The sequence below is a fragment of the Parabacteroides johnsonii DSM 18315 genome, from assembly GCF_025151045.1.
In the GTDB taxonomy this organism is placed as follows: domain Bacteria; phylum Bacteroidota; class Bacteroidia; order Bacteroidales; family Tannerellaceae; genus Parabacteroides; species Parabacteroides johnsonii.
In genome coordinates this window covers 4,021,719-4,044,842 of the sequence record NZ_CP102285.1, presented here as the reverse complement: position 1 = coordinate 4,044,842, position 23,124 = coordinate 4,021,719, and the positions used below count along the sequence as shown (strand labels likewise).

General features: G+C 46.1%; 21 protein-coding genes and 1 tRNA gene. 17 read left to right on the top strand and 5 right to left on the bottom strand.

The genetic code is table 11. The features are described 5' to 3' along the window. Nucleotides 1-8 precede the first annotated feature (8 nt). From NQ564_RS16535 to NQ564_RS16495, 9 genes are all read left to right on the top strand, one after another. Nucleotides 9-1,601, top strand: a complete 1,593-nt coding sequence (locus NQ564_RS16535; protein WP_008147048.1) for a S41 family peptidase — start codon at nt 9-11, stop codon at nt 1,599-1,601. 49 nt (nt 1,602-1,650) lie between these two features. Then, the gene (locus tag NQ564_RS16530; RefSeq protein WP_008147047.1) at nt 1,651-2,181 is read left to right on the top strand and encodes a chromate transporter; all 531 of its coding nucleotides are present in this window, start codon (nt 1,651-1,653) and stop codon (nt 2,179-2,181) included. 1 nt (nt 2,182) lies between these two features. After that, nucleotides 2,183-2,731, top strand: a complete 549-nt coding sequence (locus NQ564_RS16525) for a chromate transporter (protein WP_008147046.1) — start codon at nt 2,183-2,185, stop codon at nt 2,729-2,731. Nucleotides 2,732-2,873: 142 nt separating this feature from the next. Then, nucleotides 2,874-4,229, top strand: coding sequence for a TolC family protein (locus NQ564_RS16520; protein WP_008147044.1), 1,356 nt, complete (start codon nt 2,874-2,876; stop codon nt 4,227-4,229). Nucleotides 4,230-4,359: 130 nt separating this feature from the next. Continuing rightward, the gene (locus NQ564_RS16515) at nt 4,360-5,592 is read left to right on the top strand and encodes an efflux RND transporter periplasmic adaptor subunit (protein ID WP_008147043.1); all 1,233 of its coding nucleotides are present in this window, start codon (nt 4,360-4,362) and stop codon (nt 5,590-5,592) included. A 44-nt stretch (nt 5,593-5,636) separates the two neighbouring features. Continuing rightward, nucleotides 5,637-6,377 carry an ABC transporter ATP-binding protein gene (locus NQ564_RS16510; RefSeq protein WP_008147042.1) on the top strand — a complete coding sequence of 247 codons (741 nt, stop codon included), beginning with the start codon at nt 5,637-5,639 and terminating at the stop codon, nt 6,375-6,377. A 29-nt stretch (nt 6,378-6,406) separates the two neighbouring features. Beyond that, the gene (locus NQ564_RS16505; protein WP_008147041.1) at nt 6,407-7,627 is read left to right on the top strand and encodes an ABC transporter permease; all 1,221 of its coding nucleotides are present in this window, start codon (nt 6,407-6,409) and stop codon (nt 7,625-7,627) included. A gap of 18 nt (nt 7,628-7,645) precedes the next feature. Further along, complete coding sequence (locus NQ564_RS16500; protein WP_008147040.1) at nt 7,646-8,713, top strand: sensor histidine kinase; 1,068 nt, start codon at nt 7,646-7,648, stop codon at nt 8,711-8,713. Nucleotides 8,714-8,743: 30 nt separating this feature from the next. After that, nucleotides 8,744-9,457, top strand: a complete 714-nt coding sequence (locus NQ564_RS16495; protein WP_008147039.1) for a LytR/AlgR family response regulator transcription factor — start codon at nt 8,744-8,746, stop codon at nt 9,455-9,457. Nucleotides 9,458-9,549: 92 nt separating this feature from the next. On the opposite strand, the gene dacB is transcribed toward NQ564_RS16495, so the two are convergent. Next, complete coding sequence (gene dacB / locus NQ564_RS16490) at nt 9,550-11,007, bottom strand: D-alanyl-D-alanine carboxypeptidase/D-alanyl-D-alanine endopeptidase (RefSeq protein ID WP_008147038.1); 1,458 nt, start codon at nt 11,005-11,007, stop codon at nt 9,550-9,552. Between the two features lie 51 nt (nt 11,008-11,058). On the opposite strand from dacB, the gene NQ564_RS16485 reads away from it, so the two are divergent. The 3 genes from NQ564_RS16485 to NQ564_RS16475 all read left to right on the top strand — a co-directional run bounded on the left by NQ564_RS16485 (nt 11,059) and on the right by NQ564_RS16475 (nt 13,855). Next, nucleotides 11,059-12,207: an AI-2E family transporter gene (locus NQ564_RS16485; RefSeq protein ID WP_021861798.1), complete on the top strand. Its 1,149-nt coding sequence runs from the start codon at nt 11,059-11,061 to the stop codon at nt 12,205-12,207. A 77-nt stretch (nt 12,208-12,284) separates the two neighbouring features. Further along, nucleotides 12,285-12,360: transfer RNA gene (locus tag NQ564_RS16480), tRNA-Lys, on the top strand. Between the two features lie 268 nt (nt 12,361-12,628). After that, nucleotides 12,629-13,855: a site-specific integrase gene (locus tag NQ564_RS16475; protein WP_008147035.1), complete on the top strand. Its 1,227-nt coding sequence runs from the start codon at nt 12,629-12,631 to the stop codon at nt 13,853-13,855. A 325-nt stretch (nt 13,856-14,180) separates the two neighbouring features. On the opposite strand, the gene NQ564_RS16470 is transcribed toward NQ564_RS16475, so the two are convergent. Then, nucleotides 14,181-15,029 carry an RteC domain-containing protein gene (locus NQ564_RS16470; RefSeq protein WP_008147033.1) on the bottom strand — a complete coding sequence of 283 codons (849 nt, stop codon included), beginning with the start codon at nt 15,027-15,029 and terminating at the stop codon, nt 14,181-14,183. 10 nt (nt 15,030-15,039) lie between these two features. Then, nucleotides 15,040-16,152 (bottom strand): NADH:flavin oxidoreductase, encoded by a 1,113-nt coding sequence (locus NQ564_RS16465; RefSeq protein WP_039848047.1) that lies wholly within the window; start codon nt 16,150-16,152, stop codon nt 15,040-15,042. Nucleotides 16,153-16,223: 71 nt separating this feature from the next. On the opposite strand from NQ564_RS16465, the gene NQ564_RS16460 reads away from it, so the two are divergent. After that, complete coding sequence (locus tag NQ564_RS16460; protein WP_008147029.1) at nt 16,224-16,625, top strand: winged helix-turn-helix transcriptional regulator; 402 nt, start codon at nt 16,224-16,226, stop codon at nt 16,623-16,625. A gap of 851 nt (nt 16,626-17,476) precedes the next feature. On the opposite strand, the gene NQ564_RS16455 is transcribed toward NQ564_RS16460, so the two are convergent. Continuing rightward, entirely contained in the window at nt 17,477-18,412 is a 936-nt protein-coding gene (locus NQ564_RS16455; protein WP_129650243.1) for an ISAon1 family transposase, read from the bottom strand. A 371-nt stretch (nt 18,413-18,783) separates the two neighbouring features. Between NQ564_RS16455 and NQ564_RS16450 the strand changes: the two genes are divergently transcribed. The 3 genes from NQ564_RS16450 to NQ564_RS16440 are packed head-to-tail and all read left to right on the top strand — an operon-like array spanning nt 18,784 to nt 21,003. Continuing rightward, nucleotides 18,784-19,167, top strand: a complete 384-nt coding sequence (locus NQ564_RS16450; protein ID WP_008147023.1) for a GntR family transcriptional regulator — start codon at nt 18,784-18,786, stop codon at nt 19,165-19,167. Nucleotides 19,168-19,169: 2 nt separating this feature from the next. Continuing rightward, nucleotides 19,170-20,057, top strand: coding sequence for a slipin family protein (locus tag NQ564_RS16445; RefSeq protein ID WP_039848046.1), 888 nt, complete (start codon nt 19,170-19,172; stop codon nt 20,055-20,057). Nucleotides 20,058-20,088: 31 nt separating this feature from the next. Beyond that, nucleotides 20,089-21,003 carry a hypothetical protein gene (locus tag NQ564_RS16440; RefSeq protein WP_008147021.1) on the top strand — a complete coding sequence of 305 codons (915 nt, stop codon included), beginning with the start codon at nt 20,089-20,091 and terminating at the stop codon, nt 21,001-21,003. Nucleotides 21,004-21,173: 170 nt separating this feature from the next. Here NQ564_RS16440 and NQ564_RS16435 read toward each other — a convergent pair whose 3' ends face one another. After that, nucleotides 21,174-22,463, bottom strand: coding sequence for an O-acetylhomoserine aminocarboxypropyltransferase/cysteine synthase family protein (locus NQ564_RS16435; protein WP_008147020.1), 1,290 nt, complete (start codon nt 22,461-22,463; stop codon nt 21,174-21,176). 175 nt (nt 22,464-22,638) lie between these two features. Between NQ564_RS16435 and NQ564_RS16430 the strand changes: the two genes are divergently transcribed. Next, nucleotides 22,639-23,109 carry an Lrp/AsnC family transcriptional regulator gene (locus NQ564_RS16430; RefSeq protein WP_008147018.1) on the top strand — a complete coding sequence of 157 codons (471 nt, stop codon included), beginning with the start codon at nt 22,639-22,641 and terminating at the stop codon, nt 23,107-23,109. The last annotated feature ends 15 nt before the right edge of the window (nt 23,110-23,124 follow it).

Below are 23,124 nucleotides of genomic sequence, written 5' to 3'. Positions count from 1 at the left end.
ACAATACAATGAAACGAATTTTACTTCCACTCCTTATATTGAGTGTGTTTGCCGCTTCGATGTCGGCACAGCGCGGCAACAACATAGATGCCCGTAAGCTCCAGTTGGCCCTGTATGCCATCTCCAATCTATATGTAGACTCTACAAGTGAAACGAAGCTGGTGGAGGATGCCATCGTCGGCATGTTGGAAAAGCTGGACCCTCACTCTACCTATACGGACCCGGAAGAGACGAAAGAGATGACGGAACCGTTGCAGGGGAATTTCGACGGGATCGGTATCCAGTTCAATATGCTGACAGATACTTTATATGTGATCCAGGTAATTCCCGGCGGACCTTCGGAAAAGGTCGGTCTGATGGCCGGTGACCGCATCATCATGGTGGACGACACGCTGATTGCCGGCGTCAAGATGAAGAATACGGATGTGATGAAACGCTTGCGTGGCCCGAAGAATACGGAAGTGCGGGTAAAGGTCCTGCGCGGCGGAGTACCCGACCTGATCGAATTCAAGATCACACGTGGAAAGATTCCGGTATACAGTCTGGATGCCGCTTACATGGCGGATAAGACTACCGGATACATCAAACTGAACCGCTTTGCCGCCTCGTCGGCCGACGAATTCCGGGAAGCATTGGAGAAACTGAAGAAACAGGGAATGAAGAACTTGATTCTTGACTTGCAGGGGAATGGCGGGGGATATCTGAATATCGCGATCGACCTGGCCGACGAGTTCTTAGGTAAAGACAAGTTGATCGTTTACACCGAAGGAAACAAACAACCGCGCGAAGAAGCCAAGTCTTCGGCTCGTGGTGGTTTTGAAGAGGGACGTTTGGTCGTACTGGTAGATGAGACATCCGCATCCGCCAGTGAAATCCTTTCCGGCGCAGTGCAGGATTGGGACCGTGGCGTTGTCGTAGGCCGCCGTACGTTCGGAAAAGGGCTGGTGCAAAAACCGATCCCGATGCCTGACGGCTCGATGATCCGCCTGACGGTTGCCCGCTATTATACGCCTACAGGCCGTTCCATCCAAAAACCGTATGTCAACGGCAACCAGGAACAATACAACCATGACCTGATCGACCGCTACAACCGGGGCGAGCTGATGAGCGAGGACAGCATTCATTTCCCCGATTCGATGAAATACAATACGTTGGAGACAAAACGCATCGTGTATGGCGGTGGAGGTATCATGCCGGATGTCTTTATCCCGGTCGACACGTCCCGCTACACGGACTATCATCGTAGCGTCGTAGCCGCCGGCTTGGTGAACCGCATCGCCATGAATTATCTGGACCGCCATCGTGCCGAACTGAACAAGAAATATCCGAAGTTCGCCCAATACAAGCAGAACTTCAACGTAACAGACGACATGATGCAGGAGTTGGTCACACTGGCTAAAGATGACAAGATCGAATTCAACGAAGAGCAATACAACCGTTCCAAACCGCTTATCATGCTTCAGATCAAGGCGCTTATCGCACGCGACCTGTATGATATGGCCGAATACTTCCAGGTCATCAACGACGACAACGAAAGCTTCCAGGAAGCCTTGCGCCTCATCAACGACGACCAACGGTACGAAAAAGAACTGGGACGGTAAACCTATTATCGATAATACTTCCTATCATTCAGATTTATTCTAAAGGATTATGTACTGGACACTTTTTCTGACATTCGTCAAAATAGGGACTTTCACTATCGGGGGGGGGTATGCAATGCTGCCCCTGATACAGCGGGAAGTGGTAGATAAAGGATGGCTTTCGAAAGAAGATTTTATCGACCTCTTCTCCGTAGCCCAATCTTTGCCCGGCATTTTTGCCGTGAACATCTCTATTTTTGTAGGATATAAGCTAAAAAAAGTGCCGGGTGGCGTTGTTTGCGCTTTGGGAAGCATCCTTCCCTCTTTTATTATTATATTGGCGATCGCCTTGTTCTTCACCCATATCCAAGACAACGTATGGGTAGAGAAAGCATTCAAAGGATTGCGTCCGGCGGTCGTTGCCCTGATTGCCGTACCTTGTCTGACAACGGCACGTTCGATCAAGATGAGTTACAAAGAGTTGATTATCCCTATCGCTGCCGCATTGCTGATCTGGCAGGGAGGATTGTCTCCTGTGTGGATTATTCTGGCTGCCATCATAGGAGGACTTGTTTACGGACTGAAAATAAAGAAAGACTGATATGATCTGGTTGCAATTATTTTATGTATATCTGAAAATCGGAATATTCGGTTTCGGTGGTGGCTATGCAATGCTCTCCTTGATACAGGCAGACGTGGTGGACCGCTACGGATGGATCTCATCACAGGAATTTACAGATATCGTCGCAATCTCACAGATGACACCCGGCCCGATCGGGATCAACAGTGCAACTTATATCGGTTATACAGCCATCCACAACGCCGGCTATTCGCCCGCGATGGCCATCTTAGGTTCCTGCCTGACGACATTTGCCGTCTGCCTACCCTCTTTCCTGTTAGTGCTGGCTATCTCATACGCCTTTGCCAAATTCAGGAACAACAAATATGTAGCAGCCGCGTTCTACGGCCTTCGTCCGGCTACAGTCGGCTTGATTGCCGCCGCCGCCCTGCTGTTGATGAACAGCGAGAACTTCATCGACTATAAAAGCTTCCTGATCTTCGGAAGCGCATTCATCCTCACCTGGAAGTTCAAGATCAATCCGATCCTGATGATCATCCTGGCAGGGATTGCCGGAATTGTCTTTTATTGACACCCCTTTCATCGATAGAAATTCCTCCTTTGTCGAGGAAACACACCTCTTTTTCTAATCTGATTGTGCAGGTTTTCATCTCGTTGTAGTTTTGCTTTCGTAAAAAGGTAAAAAGATTGTCAGGTTATAAAACGAAAGCATCATGAAACAGATTTCTTCCATACTCCTCTCCTGCCTGCTCCTCCTGCCCGCCGGGATGAAAGCAGAGGGAAACGCACCCAAGCAATGGACGCTTCGCGATTGCATCGATTATGCGCTGGAGCATAACATCACCATACAGCGAAACCGTATCAGTGCTGAAAGTGCCCAAGAAGACGTAAAGACAGCCAAGGCGGATTTCCTACCCTCCCTGAGCGGAAACATCAGCCAGCGAATCGTTAACCGCCCGAACAGTGCAAGCGGCACCATCATCAGCGGCGATAACATCACGACAAGCGAAAGCAAGACTTCGTACAACGGTAGCTATGGCATCGATGCCAACTGGACCGTGTATAACGGCAGCAAGCGGGTGAACACCGTCAAGCAGCAAAAGCTGAACAACCGCATCGCCGAGCTGAACGTGGACGAAAGCGAAAACTCGATCGAAGAGAATATCACCCAACTGTATGTGCAGATCCTCTATTCCGCCGAAGCCGTCGAGGTGAACCGGTCGACACTGGAAGTAAGCCGGAAACAATACGAACGGGGACAGGTACTGTTCAACGTCGGGAGCATTGCTTCGAGCGACCTCGCCCAATTGGAAGCACAAGTCAGCAGCGACAACTACCAGTTAGTGACTTCCGAAGCGACCTTGCAGGATTACAAATTGCAACTGAAGCAGCTATTGGAACTCGACGGAGACATCGAGATGGATCTCTACCTGCCACAGTTGGATGACAGCAACGTCCTGACTCCACTCCCCTCAAAAGATGATGTCTACAACACCGCCCTCAGCCTCCGTCCCGAAATAGAAGCAGGAAAGCTGAACGTAGAAACCTCGGACCTGAGCATCAAGATGGCACGTGCAGGCTACCTCCCGACCTTAAGCCTCAGCGCAGGCATCGGAAGCACGAATGCCAACGGCAGCGACTTCAGTTTCAGCGAACAGGTCAAGCGGAACTGGAACAACTCGCTGGGACTGACTCTCAGCATCCCCATCTTCGACAAGCGGCAGACAAAAAGTTCCATCAACAAGGCTAAGTTGCAAAAGCAGACCAGCCAGCTGGACCTGCTGGACAACCAGAAGACACTCTACAAGACTATCGAAAACCTCTGGTTGGCTGCCAACAGTGCACAGCAGCAATACGTGGCAGCTTCACAGAAGTTGAAGAGTACGGAAACCAGTTACTCTCTCGTCAGCGAACAGTTTAACGTCGGCATGAAAAATACAGTAGAGTTGCTCACAGAAAAAAATAATCTGTTAAGCGCACAGCAGGAAACACTCCAGGCCAAATATACGGCCATACTGAACGCAGGCTTATTGCGCTTCTACCAGGGAGAAGAGATCAATTTATTCTAAAACACGATTCGGGTGAAACACTAATGAATATATTCACTCTCTTTTTGTTTCGGTCCCTGCTTCGATTCACTCCGGCAGGGACCTTGCAAAAGGGACCGTTATCAAAAAAGAAATAAAAACAGATAAAAATATGAACAAGAAGAAACTAATTATCGGTATAGTAGGTGTACTGGTCGTAGCCGGAGGCATCTGGTTCTTCACAGGCAAAACATCGAAAGGCGGCATCCAACTCGAAACCGCCAAAGTGGGCCGCAGTTCCATCTCGAACACGGTAACGGCAACCGGAACAGTCGAGCCGGTAACGGAAGTTGAAGTCGGTACGCAGGTATCCGGCATCATCGACAAGTTGTATGCAGACTACAACGACGTAGTCAAAGCAGGGCAGTTGATCGCCGAAATGGACAAGGTCAACCTGAAAGCCGAACTCGCATCCGCCGAGGCACAGCTGGCAAGCAGCAAAAGCGAATACGAGTACCAGCAGAAGAATTATGCCCGCAACAAGATCCTCTTCGAAAAGAAACTGATCAGCGACTCGGACTATGAAACGTCCACATACAACTACGAGAAGGCAAAAGCCGCCTACGAACAGAACCAGGCGGCAATGGTCAAAGTGAACCGTAACCTCGAATATGCAACTATCACCAGCCCGATCGATGGTGTCGTGATCAACCGTGCCGTTGAAGAAGGACAGACCGTGGCCGCCGGTTTCGAAACCCCGACTCTGTTCACCATCGCGGCCGACCTGACCAAAATGCAAGTGATCGCAGACGTAGACGAAGCCGATATAGGCAACGTAGAAAACGGGCAACGCGTCTCCTTCACCGTCGACGCCTATCCGAACGACGTATTCGAAGGCACAGTCATGCAAATCCGCCTCGGCGACAGCGAAAGCACCAGCAGTTCTTCTTCCACTTCGACCTCAACAGTCGTTACTTATGAAGTAGTGATATCAGCCGACAATCCCGACCTGAAATTGAAGCCACGCCTGACAGCCAACGTAACGATCTTCACGCTGGAACGCGATAACGTGCTGACAGTCCCGACCAAGTCGCTCCGCTTCGTGCCAGATGCACCAATGTTGACGCAACAGGGATACATCATCTCCGAAGCCGGCATAGAAGCCCCTGCCGGGAAACGTCTCGTATGGATCAAGAACGGACAGGAGTTGAAACCGAAAGCCGTTTCCGTAGGTTCCACCAGCGGAAACATGATCGAGATAACCGACGGCCTGAACGAAGGCGAAGAGTTGGTTGTCGATCTCGAAGCCTCCTTCGCAGCCCCAGTCGCCGAAGCCGAAACGGAAAGAAGCCCGTTCATGCCAGGCCCTCCGGGAAGCAACAAGAATAAAAAGAATGCCAAGTAGGAGCAGGCTCCCAACCTGCCCTCCCAAACAAGGAGTACAACAATATGAAAGAGATAATCAAATTAGATAACATCAAGCGCGACTTTAAGGTCGGAGACGAAACAGTCCACGCCTTGCGTGGCGTCTCCTTCACAATATACGAAGGAGAATTTGTCACCATCATGGGGACATCCGGCTCCGGCAAGAGCACCCTGCTGAACACGTTGGGTTGCCTGGATACACCGACGAGCGGGGAATATTACCTCGACGGCACATCGGTCCGCACAATGGGCAAAAATGCTCGTGCCACCCTGCGCAACCGCAAGATCGGATTCGTCTTCCAGAATTACAATCTGCTGCCTAAAACGACAGCAGTCGAGAACGTGGAGCTACCCTTGATGTACAACCCATCCTACAGTGCAGCTGACCGCCATAAGAAAGCTGTCGAATCGCTGGTTGCCGTCGGTCTGGGCGACCGGCTGATGCATAAGAGCAACCAGATGTCCGGCGGACAGATGCAACGCGTCGCCATCGCCCGGGCACTGGTAAATGATCCCGCCGTCATCCTCGCTGATGAAGCGACCGGAAATCTCGATACCCGTACCTCCTTCGAGATACTGGTCCTTTTTCAAAAACTGCATGCCGAGGGACGTACCATCATATTCGTGACTCACAACCCGGAGATCGCCCAGTACAGCAGCCGCAACATCACGTTGCGCGACGGACATGTCACCTCCGATACAGTCAACAAGAATATCCTGAACGCAGCGGAAGCATTGGCACAGTTGCCAAAGAATGAAGATTAATAACTATTCACATTCGCACATTATTTACAATGAACGGAACAAACCTAATAAAAATAGCCGTCCGGGCACTCGCCAACAACAAGTTGCGCGGCTTCCTCACAATGCTGGGGATCATTATCGGCGTAGCCTCCGTAATCACGATGCTTGCCATCGGACAAGGCTCGAAGCGAAGCATCCAGGCACAGATCAGCGAGATGGGTTCCAACATGATCATGATACATCCGGGGGCCGACGTGCGGGGAGGTGTCCGGCAGGACGCCTCCGCGATGGAAACCCTGAAGCTGCAAGATTACGAAAACATTGTGGATGAAACACGCTTTGTCTCAGCCGTCTCTCCTTCCGTCAACAGTAGCGGACAGGCGATCTACGGTGCCAACAACGCTCCGACCACAGTCTACGGCATCAGTCCCGACTACCTGGAGATACGACGCTACAAAGTCGAAGACGGTGACATGTTCACCGAACAGGATATCCAAACGGCTGCCAAAGTATGCGTGGTCGGCAAAACCGTCGTCGACAACCTCTTCCCTGACGGCGGCAACCCGGTAGGCAAGGTCATACGTTTTCAGAAATTACCTTTCCGCATTGTAGGCGTGCTGGAAAGCAAAGGATACAACAGCATGGGAATGGACCAGGACGACCTAATCTTAGCTCCATACACAACTATTCAGAAAAAGGTCCTGGCCATCACCCATCTGCAAGGCATTACCTGTTCGGCTCTCAAAGAGGAATACACCGACCAGGCCATCGACGAGATTACCGAAATACTCCGCCGCAACCATAAGTTGAAGGAAAGCGACGATGATGATTTTACCATCCGTAGCCAGCAGGAGTTGAGCACAATGTTGACAAGCACTACGGATATGATGACCGTGCTGTTGGCGGCTGTGGCGGGTATTTCGCTGCTCGTAGGCGGTATAGGGATTATGAACATCATGTACGTCAGCGTAACCGAGCGTACACGTGAGATCGGCCTCCGCATGAGTATCGGGGCAAAAGGCATAGACATCCTGGCACAGTTCCTGATCGAGTCCATCCTGATCAGTGTGACAGGTGGTCTGATAGGTGTAGTCTTTGGAGTGGGCGCGGCCCTTGTCGTGAACGGGGTCGCCCACTTTCCGATCTTCATCCAGCCTTGGAGCGTCATCCTGTCGTTCGCCGTATGTACCGTCACCGGTGTATTCTTCGGATGGTATCCGGCCAAAAAGGCGGCACAGCTCGACCCGATAGAGGCCATACGGTATGAATAAAACATTATCTTTGCAGAAATGGAAACAACAGAGACAATGCAGACACTACCGGCTCCCCCCTTTAAGGGGATGGGGAAACTGATTCATATTGCAGCCTGGGCGATTCTCTTCGGGCTGCCATTCTTCTTCACCGGACGCGAGTCGCAGACGGTGACAGTTCTGAGCTATATGCGCTCCATGATCGTCCCGTTGTCGTTCGTGCTCGTATTCTATGCCAACTATTTTGTGCTGATCGACCATTTCCTGTTCTCGAAGCATCCCTGGAAATTCTTGCTATGCAATGTCGTACTGATCGCCGCTGCAATGGGAGCCGTCCATCTGATGTTCGAACTGCTCCCGCACCCCGAATGGGCACATCCGAGACCGGAAAGGGAATGGCAGGAGATAGTCGGCTTTTTTATGGTGAACGCCATGCTGTATATGCTGGTGGCAGGGCTAAGCGTCGCCATCAAGATGACCGGAAGCTGGTATCAGATGGAATCGTCGCGCCGGGAGTTGGAGAAAAGCCGTGCCGAAGCGGAATTGCAGAACCTAAAGAGCCAGTTGAACCCGCATTTTCTCTTCAACACGTTGAATAACATCTACAGTCTGATCGCTTTCAGCCCGGAGAGGGCGCAAGAGGCCGTGCACGACCTGAGCCGCCTGCTCCGCTACGTGCTCTACGACAGCAGCCAGCCGATGGTTCCGTTGGAGAAGGAACTCGACTTTATCCGGAACTATGTGGAACTGATGCGTATCCGCCTGCCGGAACATGTGAAACTGACTACCGACATATCGGCTGCCACGCCTGAAACCCTAGTGGCACCTCTCCTCTTCATCTCCCTGATCGAGAACGCTTTCAAGCATGGGGTAAGTCACAACAAACCCTCTTTTATCGACCTGAAGATTCACCAGGAAGGAACACGGATCGTCTGCTCCATCCGCAACAGCCACTTCCCGAAAGATAACGGGCAGGACAAGAGCGGTTCCGGTATAGGGCTTCAAAACCTCAGCCGACGGCTGGAATTATTGTATCCGTCTCATCATATTTTTACTTACGGGCAAAAGGGGGACGAATATGTCTGCCTGTTAGAGTTGCAGGCATAAGGATTTATAAGTACATAAAAGCAAGAAATTATGACGTTAACGTGTGCAATCATCGATGACGAGCCACTGGCTATCAGTCTGCTGGAAAGTTATGTAAACAAGACTCCGTTCCTCCGCTTGGCGGGTAAGTTCAGCAGTGCCCTCGAGGCATTGCCTGTATTGAGCGCCCAGCCAGTGGAGCTGCTTTTCCTCGATATCCAGATGCCTGAGTTGAGCGGCATGGAATTCTCGCGGATACTGGAGGCAGACACCCGCATCATCTTTACGACGGCTTTCGAACAGTATGCTCTCGACAGCTACAAAGTGAACGCTCTTGACTATCTGCTGAAACCGATCAGTTACCCGGACTTCCTCAAGGCGGCCAACAAGGCGTTACAATGGTACGAGCATATGCAAGTACCTGCAACAGAGATCGAGTCGATCTTCATCAAGACTGAATATAAACAGGTACAGATCGAACTGCGCAAGATACTCTACATCGAAGGGCTGAAAGACTATGTCAAGATCTTTATCGAGGACGAACCGCATCCCATCCTTTCGCTGATGAGCATGAAATCGCTGGAAGAGATGCTGCCGACAAGCCGTTTTATCCGCGTACACCGTTCCTTTATCGTACAGCCGGAAAAGATCAAGGTGATCGAACGGAACCGGATCGTGTTCGGCAAAGAGCATATCCCGATCTCCGACAACTACAAACCAAGGCTTGTCGAGTTTCTGGCGCAACGGGCACTTAATTTCAATTGATAATTAGCCTTTTAAAGTTTCATCTGGCAGGAAACGGGAGTTTCCTTAGCAGGGAACGAGAGTTTCCCTATAGGGGAATTATCAATCGCCAGTTACAAAAGTTGCAACAGCAGCCTTTCCAACGCCCCCGTCATCCGACTCATAGAACAAGAATAGTTATTCGAGAAAACGGCTACCGCATACGTCTTTCCATCTTTCGTAATATAGCCGGCATAACTTCTAACACCCGTAATACCTCCACTTTTCAGGCGGGCTTTGCCCTGCAACTTCGATCCTTTTAGGAAATTGCGCACCGATCCTTCTATCCCGGCTTGCGGTAAAGAAGACAGGAAAGCATCCGAGACGGCAGACTCCGTCGCCATATAGACCAGCAGTTCTCCCATAAACCCGGCCGACACCTTATCTGCCGGAGCCAGGCCGCTACCGTCGTTCATCCGGAGCGGGAAGACATCCAGACCTTTCTTCTCCCAATAATCTTTCACTACCCGCACGCCGCGACCGAACGAAGAGATCACTTCGTTCCTGCGCGGTTTATATTGCAATCCGACCGTTTTGACCAAAGCATCCGCATAGAGGTTATGGCTGACATGGTTGCACACGCTTGCGATCTCCCGCAGGGTGGGCGAATAGGTCGTGACAATCTCTTTCCGTTCTCCCTTCTTCCATCGGTTTTCCTCCGTCTCGATATGGTGGCAGGAAGGAGCCCCGTCCACCCGTATGCCCTTCCGCTGAAGCTGATCCGTCAGATAGTGTGCCAGGTACAAAGCAGGATCGGGGATATCTCCTTTCAAGACATACGTCTCCCGGTTTGCCGGCAGGACACCATACAGGTAGCGCACGTCCTCGAGCGGAGCACCAATAATATAGGCACTGTCCGAAGCAACCGGAGCAGTTTCCAGGTAGTTCTTAAATCGGATAAAGGGAATATCCGGTTCCGTCCCCTTCAAGGTAGGTCGCGTCCCGGCAAGCCCTGTTTGCAACGATAACTTATACATGTTATCGAAGATGGAAAGACCGTAACTTCCGGGGGCATAATAGTTTCCCATATCTTCCCGGAGCCATTTGATAGAAGCGCCTTCGGTATCGAAGATGCTTTCGTCCGATATGACCGATCCTGTTATATGCCTGATGCCGGCCTTCTGCAAAGCGGCTATCCAGGTGGTCAGGAACTTGTTCTGTCCTGGTGCGAAATGCGAAGAGCCCAGGGAGGGATCGCCACTGCCTTTTATATAGAGGTTCCCCTTCAACGTACCATTTTCCAGTATTCCGTCATATTCCAGCATGGTCGGATAACGGTAGTCTTCTCCCAAAAGCTCGAGTGCTGTCGCCGTGGCAACCGTTTTCAATACCGAAGCGGGCGATTGCAGCCGTTCCGTATCATAACTGTAGACTGTTCTTCCATCCTGCACATCTTTTACAACCAGAGAAAAAGAGGCTCCCCGCATATAAGGGGCCTGCAATAACCGTTTAACAGGAGCGGGAGTCTGTGCACCGGCAAGCAAATGGAAGCAAATCAGCAGGCAAAGCGGTACTATTTTGTTTCGTATCATCCTTTCTATTCAACTTTATTTTATCTTTGTCCACAAAGATAAGAATTTAATATGAACCCATTGTTTGATAAACCGTTCACATTCGACAGGGTGGCACGTATTCTGTTCGGCCTGGCTGTTATCAGCGGCGTCATCTATCTGATCGCCGTCCTGCGAAATGCTTTGTTACCTTTCCTGATTGCCTGGCTGCTGGCTTATATGATGCAACCGTTCGTCAAGTTCTTCCAGTATAAAGTCAAACTAAAAAGCCGTTTGCTGTCTATCCTGGCCGTTCTCGTGTCCACCCTTCTGGTGATTTCGTTGGTGGGCGTCGTAATCGTCCCTTCTGTTACCCAAGAGGTCAACCGGACTTTGGAACTGATGCAGGAACATAACAGGGGCTACGGGCATATCCCGATGATACCGCAGTCATGGGCGGAATACCTGGAAAAAAATATCGATCCGGACCAGTTGGCACAGCTCCTGAGCAAAGAGAACATAGAAAAGGCGGTCAAACAGATCGCTCCCAAAATGTGGATAGTGCTGACCAATACTTTCTCCATCCTGTTCAGTATCACGATCGTGTTTGTAATCTTCCTCTACTTCATCTTTATCCTGCTGGATTACGAACGGATTGTCAACGGCTGGATCCGCCTGATCCCCGAACGTTACCGTCCTTTTGTCCAAGGGCTGGCCGACGATGTCGAATACAGCATGAACCGCTATTTCCGCGGACAGTCGTTGATTGCTTTATGCGTCGGTATCCTCTTCGCCATCGGATTTAAGATCGTCGGCTTCCCGCTAGCTGTTATCCTGGGGCTATTCATCGGTTTCCTCAACCTCATTCCTTATATGCAAACGATCGGCATTATCCCGATGATCTTGCTGAGTCTCCTCAAAGCTGCGGAGACCGGGGAAAACTTTTGGCTGATCTTCGGATCGGGAATTCTTGTCCTTTGCGTCGTGCAGTGTATACAAGACTTGTATCTCACTCCCCGTATTATGGGAAAGGCAATGGGTCTGAATCCTGCCATCATCCTTCTTTCTTTATCCATTTGGGGAACTTTATTAGGTTTTATCGGCTTAATCATCGCTCTCCCCCTGACAACCCTCTTTCTTTCTTATTACAAACGTTTTATACTTATGGAGGAAGACCAGTCTCTCGTAGAGAAGCATGAGTTATCAAAGGTTCAAAAGAAAAAAACACCCCCAAAAGAATAAAAAACTTGCATTAACTATTGCATATATAAAAAAAAGCCCTACCTTTGCACCCGCATTACAGAAGTAACGCATAGGATGATTCGCTAGCTCAGCAGGTAGAGCACATCCCTTTTAAGGATGGGGTCCTGGGTTCGAACCCCAGGCGGATCACCAAGAAGCTGGACAAAACCAGACAAAGAAAAGACAACTCCTACAATATCAAGGTATTGTAGGAGTTTTTTCTTTGTATAAAGTCCGTGACTGAAGACACGGAAAGGTCACAAAAAGACATACTTTCGTGACCAATTCGTGACCTGTCCGACCTTTCGGATTTTAGGTCACGGAATGTCTGAAATTGGCAGTTTGTTGTCTTGATTTGTCCGTACTGCAAATATCTCATTTTCAGTTCATCAATTTAATTTTGTAACTAAAAAAAGAGATTATGAGAAGTACTTTCAAGCTACTCTATTTCGTCAAACGAAATGCAGTAAAGAAGAACGGCAACGCACCGATTATCGCACGTATCACCATTGACCAAGTTGTAGCCCAGTTCAACACCAAGCTGGAAATAAATCCGACTCACTGGAGCGTGAAGTTAGGCAAGGCTTCCGGCAGAACCGCAGAAGCCGTACATATCAATTCCATGTTGGAGAGTATTCGCAGCACGGTACACCAACATTACCATGCGTTAATGGCGCAGGACGGATATGTAACGGCAGAGCTGGTAAAGAACGCCTTTTTAGGCAAGATTGCAAGGGAACGGACTTTGATAGAGTTCTTTAAACAGCACAATGAACAATACTTGGAGAAAGTGAAGATGAATACCGCAGACAAGACCTATTCACGTTACGAACTGACAAAGAAACGGCTTGTTGAGTTCATGAAGTTCAAGTATTCGATTTCCGACATACTGATTAAAGACATTAATGTGGTGTTCATTGAGGACTTTTTGCTGTATATCAAAAACAACTACGGGTGCAGCCACAATACGGCGATGAAGTTTGTGCAACGCTTTCGCACGGTGGTAAACTTCGCCAAGAATACGGGTTTAGTGACTGCCGACCCTTTCGGTAGTTATCGGGTAAGGTTTGAGCGTACCGATAGAGATTATCTGACTATGGAAGAAATTACCACTATTTACAATCATGAGTTTAGCTCTAAACGGCTGGAACAGGTACGTGATTTGTTCATTTTCAGTTGTTATACGGCACTTTCCTACATTGATGTATGCGAGTTAAGGCAGGAGGACATTCGTATCGGATTTGACGGTAATTTGTGGATTATACGGAAAAGACACAAAACGAATGTTACATCTACCGTCCGATTACTGGATATACCCAAAGCCATATTGGAAAAGTACAAAGAGCAGTTACCAAACGGTAAGATTTTACCCATTATCAGCAATCAGAAAATGAATGATTACTTGAAAGAAATCGCAGCCATTTGCAGAATTGAAAAGACCTTGACCTACCATGTGGCACGCCATTCGTGCGCCACTTCGGTGTTGCTCGCAAACGGTGTTCCCATTGAAACGGTATCTAAGATTTTAGGTCATACCAACATAAGGACTACTCAAATCTATGCGAGGATTACTGATTTGAAGGTAAGCAGTGACATGGAAATGTTGGCTCAAAAGTTGGACACTCCACATCGGACTGCCAGCCGTTGAAATCGTGTTATCGTCAGATAACAGCAAGGTGTGATTTGTGGCACACAAATCTGTTTTCCGTGCCGCAAAACACCTTGGGCAAATTCACTCCGAAGTCGTGTTGCCAATTAAAGAAAGACATTCCCTAACTAAAGATTTTCGCTCGTCGGGACGGGTGGTCCCGCCCCTTGCCGCTGGGCGTTCCCCGACCGATGAGTTTATTTTGCAATCCTGCAATCTTGTTTTATTGAAATATTGATAGCTGGATTGATTGAAAGCAAGATTTCAATATGGCAGGATTGAATGAAAACAATATAACACTGGAGAAAAGAAAAATAGAAACCAGTCATTTACTATCATCTTCGTCCATTCGTTTGACTAAGCTGTCTTGTAAACGGCTAAGATATGCCGTCCGGTCTTTCTTCCGTTCTTTCATGGCAATATAGGCGGCATAATAATCGCCTAACTCCACTTGGAATACCGTACCGAGAAAGTTCATCATTTCTTTTATTTCCACGTTGCCATTGTTGATGTCGCCCGAAGAAACAAGAGAATACCCCAACTCTATCAGAAAGACCTTTTTACCAGTGAAACGAAAAGGATATTTCAGGCACTTTTGCAGGCTGTCTTCTACTTGGATATTGGTTTCCAGTTTTACCAGTCTTTTATTCAGATAGATACGCAGCATTTCATTGGCTATAATTTTAGCCACCTTATAATCATACCCGGTGGAGAAATTCGGGTCTTTATCGAATTGTGCGCTATCGGTACATAGGCGTAAATCAGACTTTCCACGGACAAAATAATATTCATCATACAAGGTTGAATGAGAGCGATAATATTGGTAAAAGTCCAAATTACGGTTAAAGAAGTAGGTCAGGTTATCCAGTTCTTTGCTGATATAGTTTCTGATTACATCATTGCTACCATTGGGGCATTGTGTTTCTATCCGATAAATCTTATAGAAAAATAGCAGCCTGCCAAGAATTTCCGGCTTCTGTGTTTTGAAGAATCTAATTTCATCCTCTTTGGCTGGAAAAGAATAGGTTTGCAGTTTTGTTTTTAAATCATTAAGAACCGTCTGCAAACGATGTACCATTGAAAGAGAAGTTTCAATAATATCATAACCGTAGAGGTCTATCTCGTCAATCTCTACATCTATTTTTGACAATATATCTGCTAACATCTCTTCCATATGGCAATAGTCATTTCCTCTTTCTATTTAAAATACAGGAGTTTGGTGTAGTTTCCCAACATTTATTACAAGAAATACATTTAGGTGTATAATTCGGATTTTCTTTCCACTTATTAATCAAATCAGGTTCAGCAAACAAAGTACGAGCCAAAGAAAATAAAGGGATATTATCATGGTTTAATACCTCTTCCATTACAGCTACATTGCGGTTCCCACCAACAAGAATCAAAGGCGTTTGAACATTTTGGGCTATTTTAGATACCTGCTTTTTAAAATAAGACTGTTTTTCAATAGAACGTGCTATGTGTGGAAAAGATTGAGTTATTCCATTACCGGACGACAAATTTGTTCCACTTGGCTCTATAAAATCCAGTCCTAATGCATCCAAGTGCTTAAACATTTCAAGTGATTCAGGAAAAGATAACCCTTCACCCTCTGACATGAAATCATCAAAATTAATTTTTATCATAACAGGAAAATCTTCACCCACAGCAGAGCGCACGCCTGCCACAACTTCATAAATAAGACGAGCACGATTTTGTACCGAACCGCCATATTCATCTTTTCGCCTATTATAATAAGGAGTAAGGAATTGACTAAGCAAATAACCATGCGCAGCATGGATTTGCACAGCATCAAATCCTGCTTTTTTCACTCTTAGAGCCGCCTTTTTATGGCTCTCTATGATATGCAAAATATCATCCTTGGTCATTTCTTCCGGTGTGATACCTGTTACCCTGTTTAAAACCGCTGATGGCCCGACTATTCGGCGGTGCTTGGAAGCGGCTAAACCACTCTGAGAGCCACCCGATGCAATTTGACACGCTATTTTTGTTCCCTTGGCATGGGCGTAATCTATAATTTCTTTCCATTCAGAAATGAAGGAATCATCATACATACCTATCATACGTGGATTGGGTTGGTCATTGACATCTATATAAGTATATTCGGTAATAATAAAACCAACACCACCGTCAACTAAAGCCTTATATACATCAATCAAATCAGGTGTTAAATGACCCTGTTCGTCAGCCATTTCCATCCAAACCCCGGAGCGTACAAACCTATTCTTTAATGTTAGTTTCGGGAAACTAACTTGTTCAAAAAGAGTTTTCCTTTTCATGTTCATTGATTTTTGGTACAAAAATATGGTTCTTATAAACAATCACCAATAAGGGAAATTTTTCTCATAGAATGATAAATTTATCACTCTCTGATTATCAGAAAAATACATTATCTTTGCATAAAAAGACCATGTACGAACGGAAAATACCTATAAACTTAGGATGTGGAATAGAAGTCACAATGAATGTTATTGGTGGTAAGTGGAAACCTTGGCTCATAAATCGTTTAAGAGAAGGACACCACCGTCCTATTGATATACAGCGTGCTATTCCTATCGCAGATAAAAGAGTCCTGACACAACAACTGAATGAGTTAGAAAACATGGGAATTGTACATAAGATAATATATCCCGTCATCCCTGCAAAAGTTGAATATTTCCTTACTGATTTGGGGGAAAGTTTATTGCCTATTATAGATTTAATGGAAGAATGGGGACGTAACCACCGAGATATATTAGAAAGCAGCCTGTAATAGATAAAATATAGTCTATCCGTATAGGCCATGTTAGCTTATTAATGTAGGGCTATTTTTTAGTGCAAGGTGCAAGTATATATCTATATATATAGCTTGCACCTTGCACTAACCTTAGAATGTTTATTTTCAACGGTTTGCATAATCCAAAAATAATGCGTACATTTGAACCCAAGATGTTGGCAGACAGACACCGGACAACAGCAGACAGTTTTCAAGGACTAAAGCGTGACGGATGCAAAGCCGAAATTTCTGAAAGCACTGATATTGAGGAAGAAATAACGCTTGGTTCATGACCCAGGCGGATCACCAAAAAGCTGGACAAAACCAGACAAAGAAAAGACAACTCCTACAATATCAAGGTATTGTAGGAGTTTTTTCTTTGTATAAAGTCCGTGACCGAAGACACGAAAAGGGATCATACCGAAATCCTGAGGGATTAAAATATAATCATCTCCTAAAGTATCTATTGCATCTTCCTATAAGCCTCCTGATAGTATTTATTATAATCCCCGATAGTGTAAAAATAATTCCAGATAAATTTGTTTTGTATAAAATAAAAGCGTTCCTTCGCGCTGTCACTCATTTTCAGAGAGATTATACGTATAGAGTGAACAAAAACAAAGGAGCCTTGACTGTGCAATGGGTATAGCTTGACAACTTTCAGGTCAAGCTTTTTTTGTAACAGTATATAACGACAAGAAATATAATAACCCAAACCTTAACTATTAGAAAGAGCGTGTTGCCTCTATATTGGAGGGACACGCTTTTTTTAATAAGTTATGTTGCAGTTCTTTTATTTAGCTCGGTTATGTACGTATGAGGAGATACCTATATCCATAGAGAATTAATTATGCATACATATTGGTGAGTCTGAATAAGAAAAAAGCAATATCCCTCACGCCTCTCAGCTGTGCTCTAAAAGCTTTGATTTTAGCATTGAAGGACTCACTCGCGGCATTGGTGGAGCGTCTTTTAAAAAAGCCAACAATATTCAAGTAGTGTGTTTGTATGGTTCTGGCGACAGTGCCAAAAGACAGGAAACCGGATTTGTCCACCTGATCATACCAATGTGCCAAACGCGTCAAGGCAATATCTGCCGATTGTGCCTGATGATATATCAACCCTAACCTCATGCTTAAGTAATAGGCCTTCTTGATATCGGGATATTCCCGGAAAAGGATTTTAGCTCTTTTTCTTTGGCTCTCCGACCACAGTTCAGTTTTTTTGAACAAAAGATAGCGGCTTCTGGCCAACAGCTGTTTTCGACTGTCCCCATTCTCAAATGTTTCAGTAACAAAAGGCTGTCCTGATGCTTTAGCGTATGTGATCTCGACCATTTCTTTATCCAAAGCTTCCCATCGTGCCTTTATCCGCATTTCCTGAACGGCTTCAAAAGCTAACTTTTGAACATGAAAACGGTCGATAACCAGCTTGGCAGCCGGGAAACAGAGACGAGCTATCCGGGCCATATTGGGTGCCATGTCCAATGTTATTTCCCGAACTTGAAACCGCCTGCGACGGGAAAGTTTGAGTATAACTTGGGATACCTTTTCTACGGATGTCCCTTTGATCATGGCGATGATTGTGCCTTTTCTTCCTTTGGCCTCTTTGTTAATCAGGATTGTATACAGTTCTCCCGACGACAGTGCCGTTTCGTCCATCCCGACGTAGGGTCCAATGTTTTTCTCGAAGAGAATCCATTCTTCGGCATGGGCACGTTGCTCCCAATTCCTGAAATGACTCAGATGATTCTTATATTGGGACTCCAACAGTTTGGCTTCCATTCCGTAATGATCCGCCAAAAGACTAATGCTAAGAGCGCGAGAGTCGATCCAATGCTTTTAAAAAAGACGCAAATTCAGTCGTTATTTGCGTTCCTTCTGCCACTAAGATACGATTTCTCCACTCAGGATTTCGGGATGATCCACGAAAAGGTCACAAAAAGACATACTTTCGTGACCAATTCGGGACTTACTCTACCCTTTAAATATCAATCGATTACTTTCACTGTATGAATTCCTGTATACGATTTCTCCAAAAAATTTCATCCATGCACCTTAAAAATTTTCATAAAAAGTTTTTGTGGAATAATTTGTTCTTGTATATTTGTACTATAATAATAGTACAATATTAATATAGCATAATATAAAATCATATGATCAAGTTTTTATTAGATTACTCCAGCGGTATGCCGATATACCGTCAGATCATTGATCAGATCAGGTTTGGCATAGCATCCGGGCAACTCAAGTTGGGTGAACAGCTTCCTACGGTCAGAGCGCTTGCCGTAGAATTGAAGGTAAATCTAAATACTGTATCCAAGGCTTATAAAGAATTGGAGATCAAAAATATCTTAGAAACTCAACAAGGAACCGGAACGTTTATTAGCAAAACGGACCATGTAGTTCCGGAAAAAGAACGGGAAGACAAGTTAAAAGAAATTTGTACACAATTTTCTTCTGTCGTACTGAGTTACGGCTTCAGCCTGGACGAGGTTATTCAAGAATTAAAGGATATCGAAACTTCTAAAAAACAATGAATATGACAACAAATGTAATTAACAAGGGTTGGTTTAATCCCATATCCCTTTCCGTATTTCTGATACTGGTTATCGTATCAGCCGTTTTGTATGTTTCGCAGATTGTAAACATATCGGTATTCATCTTTCTGCTCCTTCTTTCCGGGTTGGCGGCTTCTGCAATCCGTATTGCCGACCAGTGGGAACGGGCGGTAGTCTTGCGTATGGGGAAATACAGCGGCTTGAAAGGCCCCGGCCCCTTTATGATTATCCCGGTTATAGACAGTGTGTCGACTTATATCGACCAGCGTGTACGGGTAAGTGCGTTCAAGGCCGAACAAACTCTGACCAAAGATACGGTTCCGATAAATGTGGATGCAGTCGTATATTGGACCGTCTGGGACGTGGAAAAAGCTGCATTGGAAGTACAGGAATATCAAAAAGCGATCGAACATATCACACAGACCGGTTTAAGAGATACCATCGGTAAGCACGAACTGTCGGATCTCTTGCAGGAACGCGATAAGATAGCTGAGGATTTGCAACAGGTCTTAGACAGAAATACGAATCCGTGGGGCATCACATGCCAGACTGTCGGTATCAAAGATATCGCCATTCCGCAAGACCTGGCCGAAGCAATGAGCAAAGAGGCCCAGGCAGAACGTGAAAGAAGAGCTCGCGTCATCTTGGGAACGGCAGAAACGGAAATCGCAGAAAAGTTCGAACAAGCCAGTAAGAAATATACCGACAATCCTGTGGCATTGCATCTTAGAGGGATGAATATGCTGTTCGAAGGTTTAAAAGAAAAAGGATCAATGGTAATCGTACCGAGTTCGGCACTCGACACCATGAACTTAGGGGCTATGGGAGGCTTGGTTTCATTGGCTAAGAACAACGAGACACCGAAATAAACTATTTCCTAACAACAAAAAATCACCATTTATGAAAATACACAAACAAGGGATTACTTTTGTTCTCCTTCTATTAATCTTCACAAGTTGTTCACGAAAACAGTCACTGCAATGGATTCCATTCAGTTGGGAAGGTGATTCGATTTCCGGAATATACATTGAAAAAGCATATTTATATATTCCTGTAAACATAGAAAACCTATCGGACGATTTCACTATGCAATTTGATTTGGGAACATATAACACAGTCTTTTATGGAAATCCAATCGATCCCTATCTGGAAAAATCCGGCTTAGTAAACAAATTAGATTCTACCGGAATGTTTAAAAATGTCTGCCTCAAAATGGGAGCCATTCCATTCAACAATATTAACGTCGTATACAAAAAGGATTTTGGCGAGAAAGTCCCCATAGACTCGCTCCATACAAAAACACCTAAGCATATCGGAACGATTGCCACAGATATGTTTCAAGATAAAATAGTGATAATCGATTACAAATCATGCAGGCTCGCCATTACAGACAGTTTACCAAATGAATACACAGATTTACCGGCAGAAAAATTTGAATTAACAGATGGTATAATGAGACTGCCATTTCGTATCAATAGCAAGGAGCACAAATTAATGTTCGACACCGGCTCAAGTCCATTCCAGTTAGTCACAACAAAAGAAAGAGCATTAGAAATATCCAACTCAGCCATTGTCGACTCTTTAAGCGGTCCTTTATGGTGGGGACAAGAAATAACATTTTATGGTTTTAATGTAACCAAACCGATCGAGTTCGGCGGAAAAGCCCTGAACAATTCGAAAGTCTACTACGCCAAAGACGGCCTTTGGGATAGTATTTATAATTCCCTCGATGTCTGGGGAATAACCGGAAATGCTTATTTCTTTGAAAACACCGTGATTATCGATTATAAAAACAAACTATTCAGGATAAAATAAAAATTCGGTCCCATACTTCTTCATTCAGATGCAAGTGTAAGTTGTTTTCGACGTTGTCGTATATATTCCCGACAACGTCAAATATATACTCGACAATGTCGAATTTATTCTCGACAACGTCGAAAACAACTTACACTTGCATCAAAACAAAAACACATTGCCATCTTACATCAAACCTTTGCCAGAGCTTGGTCCAGGTCATCAAGGATATCATCGATATATTCGGTACCGATACTCAGGCGCACAGTAGAAGGCGTGATATGCTGTCCGGCCAGCTCTTCCGGAGTCATTTGAGAATGGGTAGTCGTATACGGATGGATCACCAGGCTCTTCACATCAGCCACATTGGCAAGAAGGGAGAATATTTCGAGCGAATCGATAAACTTCCAGGCCGCTTCCTGTCCGCCTTCGATCTCGAAAGTAAAAATACTTCCGGCACCTTTTGGAAAATACTTTTTATAAAGTTCATGATCCGGATGGTCTGGAAGAAGCGGATGGTTCACTTTGGTTACTTTCGGATGTTCGGACAAATACTTGACAACTTTCAGAGCATTGGCAACGTGACGTTCCACACGGAGAGACAAGGTTTCCAGACCTTGCAGCAGGATAAAAGCATTGAAAGGCGAGATCGTGGCTCCTGTATCACGCAGAATGACAGCCCGGATGCGAGTGACGAAAGCTGCCGGCCCCGCCACATCGGCAAAGACCGCCCCATGATAACTTGGGTCCGGTTTGCCCAAGGTCGGGAACTTATCGGCATTTGCTTTCCAATCGAAATTGCCACTGTCCACAATCACTCCTCCCAAGCTCGATCCGTGTCCGCCGATAAATTTGGTGGCGGAATGGACGACGATATCGGCGCCGTGTTCGATCGGGCGGATCAGGTACGGCGTACCGAATGTATTATCCACGATCAACGGGATATTATGACGGTGGGCCACCTCCGCCACAGCATCGATATTGGTAACATCAGAATTAGGATTGCCGAACGTTTCGACATACACCACTTTCGTATTCTCCCGAATGGCAGCCTCCAACGCCTTCGAGTCGTTTACATTTACAATCGTATGAGTAATACCCTGAGTCGCTAACGTATGCGTAATCAGATTGAAGGAACCGCCATAGAGATTGTCGGCTGCCACAATATGATCGCCCACTCCAAGTATATTTTGCAAGGCATACGTAACGGCCGCCGCACCGGAAGCCACCGCCAGGCCAGCCACTCCCCCTTCAAGAGCCGCAACACGTGCTTCGAAAACTCCCTGTGTCGAATTGGTCAGGCGACCATAAATATTCCCGACATCGCGAAGGGCGAAACGGTCGGCAGCATGCTGTGAATCATGAAATACATAAGATGTTGTCTGATAAATAGGGACGGCACGTGCATCTGTTGCGGGATCGGCTTGCTCCTGCCCTACATGAACCTGTAATGTCTCGAAATGTAATTTCTTCGTTGCCATAGTCGTATTCTTTTAAATTATTCTTCTTGCTTATTTTCCAGCAAAACTATAGCAGGCAGATATATCAAACAAGACATACGGAAAATACAGAAAATAACGCTATTTTTACAGCCACTAACAGAACATATAAACTGAATCAAGATCGAAAAAAAGATTTCGACAGAATTTTATTCTTATGAACACACTTGAGAAATTAGACAAAGTCGACTTGCAGATCCTCCGTACCCTGCAAACGAATGCCCGGCTCACCACAAAAGAGCTCGCCGCCAGTGTCAACCTCTCGTCGACACCCGTATTCGAACGCCTGAAACGCCTCGAAAACGGAGGATATATAAAGAAGTACATTGCCGTGCTGGACGCCGAAAAGCTAAACCAGGGCTTCGTGGTCTTTTGCAGCGTCAAGTTGAGAAGACTGAACAAAGAGATTGCGGCGGAATTCACAAAAATCATACAGGAGATTCCGCAAGTCACGGAATGCTACAACATATCGGGGAGTTATGACTACCTGCTGAAAATCCATGCACCGAACATGAAGTATTACCAAGAGTTTATCCTGAACGTGTTAGGCACGATCGACAGTCTCGGCTCGCTCGAAAGCACTTTTGTGATGGACGAGGTGAAGCATGAATACGGAATACATATTTAATACGCCACCCCGCCC

What these genes read in the sequence shown, in the direction of transcription:
- NQ564_RS16535 (WP_008147048.1), top strand. Translation starts at nt 9, where the DNA reads ATGAAACGAATTTTACTTCCACTCCTTATATTGAGTGTGTTTGCCGCT.
- NQ564_RS16530 (WP_008147047.1), top strand. Translation starts at nt 1,651, where the DNA reads ATGTACTGGACACTTTTTCTGACATTCGTCAAAATAGGGACTTTCACT.
- NQ564_RS16525 (WP_008147046.1), top strand. Translation starts at nt 2,183, where the DNA reads ATGATCTGGTTGCAATTATTTTATGTATATCTGAAAATCGGAATATTC.
- NQ564_RS16520 (WP_008147044.1), top strand. Translation starts at nt 2,874, where the DNA reads ATGAAACAGATTTCTTCCATACTCCTCTCCTGCCTGCTCCTCCTGCCC.
- NQ564_RS16515 (WP_008147043.1), top strand. Translation starts at nt 4,360, where the DNA reads ATGAACAAGAAGAAACTAATTATCGGTATAGTAGGTGTACTGGTCGTA.
- NQ564_RS16510 (WP_008147042.1), top strand. Translation starts at nt 5,637, where the DNA reads ATGAAAGAGATAATCAAATTAGATAACATCAAGCGCGACTTTAAGGTC.
- NQ564_RS16505 (WP_008147041.1), top strand. Translation starts at nt 6,407, where the DNA reads ATGAACGGAACAAACCTAATAAAAATAGCCGTCCGGGCACTCGCCAAC.
- NQ564_RS16500 (WP_008147040.1), top strand. Translation starts at nt 7,646, where the DNA reads ATGGAAACAACAGAGACAATGCAGACACTACCGGCTCCCCCCTTTAAG.
- NQ564_RS16495 (WP_008147039.1), top strand. Translation starts at nt 8,744, where the DNA reads ATGACGTTAACGTGTGCAATCATCGATGACGAGCCACTGGCTATCAGT.
- dacB (WP_008147038.1), bottom strand. Translation starts at nt 11,007, where the DNA reads ATGATACGAAACAAAATAGTACCGCTTTGCCTGCTGATTTGCTTCCAT.
- NQ564_RS16485 (WP_021861798.1), top strand. Translation starts at nt 11,059, where the DNA reads ATGAACCCATTGTTTGATAAACCGTTCACATTCGACAGGGTGGCACGT.
- NQ564_RS16475 (WP_008147035.1), top strand. Translation starts at nt 12,629, where the DNA reads ATGAGAAGTACTTTCAAGCTACTCTATTTCGTCAAACGAAATGCAGTA.
- NQ564_RS16470 (WP_008147033.1), bottom strand. Translation starts at nt 15,029, where the DNA reads ATGGAAGAGATGTTAGCAGATATATTGTCAAAAATAGATGTAGAGATT.
- NQ564_RS16465 (WP_039848047.1), bottom strand. Translation starts at nt 16,152, where the DNA reads ATGAAAAGGAAAACTCTTTTTGAACAAGTTAGTTTCCCGAAACTAACA.
- NQ564_RS16460 (WP_008147029.1), top strand. Translation starts at nt 16,224, where the DNA reads ATGATAAATTTATCACTCTCTGATTATCAGAAAAATACATTATCTTTG.
- NQ564_RS16455 (WP_129650243.1), bottom strand. Translation starts at nt 18,412, where the DNA reads ATGGAAGCCAAACTGTTGGAGTCCCAATATAAGAATCATCTGAGTCAT.
- NQ564_RS16450 (WP_008147023.1), top strand. Translation starts at nt 18,784, where the DNA reads ATGATCAAGTTTTTATTAGATTACTCCAGCGGTATGCCGATATACCGT.
- NQ564_RS16445 (WP_039848046.1), top strand. Translation starts at nt 19,170, where the DNA reads ATGACAACAAATGTAATTAACAAGGGTTGGTTTAATCCCATATCCCTT.
- NQ564_RS16440 (WP_008147021.1), top strand. Translation starts at nt 20,089, where the DNA reads ATGAAAATACACAAACAAGGGATTACTTTTGTTCTCCTTCTATTAATC.
- NQ564_RS16435 (WP_008147020.1), bottom strand. Translation starts at nt 22,463, where the DNA reads ATGGCAACGAAGAAATTACATTTCGAGACATTACAGGTTCATGTAGGG.
- NQ564_RS16430 (WP_008147018.1), top strand. Translation starts at nt 22,639, where the DNA reads ATGAACACACTTGAGAAATTAGACAAAGTCGACTTGCAGATCCTCCGT.